Genomic DNA, 479 nt, shown 5'->3' with positions numbered 1-479 from the left:
GTAAAGTGGAAACAACAAAATCGCGCGTCAATAACAGCGACCTGTGGTCACTTTGGCTTCGCTTCAGTGGAGGCTATTGTGCGCTGGGAACGGCTTTATAATCTATATGGTAGTAAAGTGTTGTTAGAGATGCGAACGGGAGTGAAACCACATCGCAAAAGAATCAGATCAGGAACGCATCAAACGCCTCGAACAAGAGAATTTATCATTGCGGATACGCTTAGACGCCTTAAAAAAATTACAAGCCTTGAGAAAGCGTCCAACCAAGAACTCGCACAAGTCATCATCGAGCTCAGGGCCAAATACCGATTAGTTGACTTGATTGCGGCTTTACCGGTTTCAATGTCTGTCTTTCAATATTGGCAAGCAAAATTTAAGCAACCCGATAGGTTTGCCAACTTAAAACGCATGATTACGACGGTTTTCAATGAACATCATGGCAACTATTGGTGTTCCACGGGTATCAGTAGTTGTGAGAA

The 479-nt window shown here is 43.4% G+C and carries 1 pseudogene; it reads left to right on the top strand.

From position 1 onward, the window contains the following. Positions 1 to 78: 78 nt before the first annotated feature. Positions 79 to 479: pseudogene (locus ACKTR5_RS11705) on the top strand (IS3 family transposase); the annotation flags it as partial.

This window comes from Furfurilactobacillus entadae, assembly GCF_045862745.1.
Lineage (GTDB): Bacteria > Bacillota > Bacilli > Lactobacillales > Lactobacillaceae > Furfurilactobacillus > Furfurilactobacillus entadae.
The sequence above is the reverse complement of the archived record's forward strand: the minus strand, read 5'-3'. Positions and strand labels throughout refer to the sequence as shown.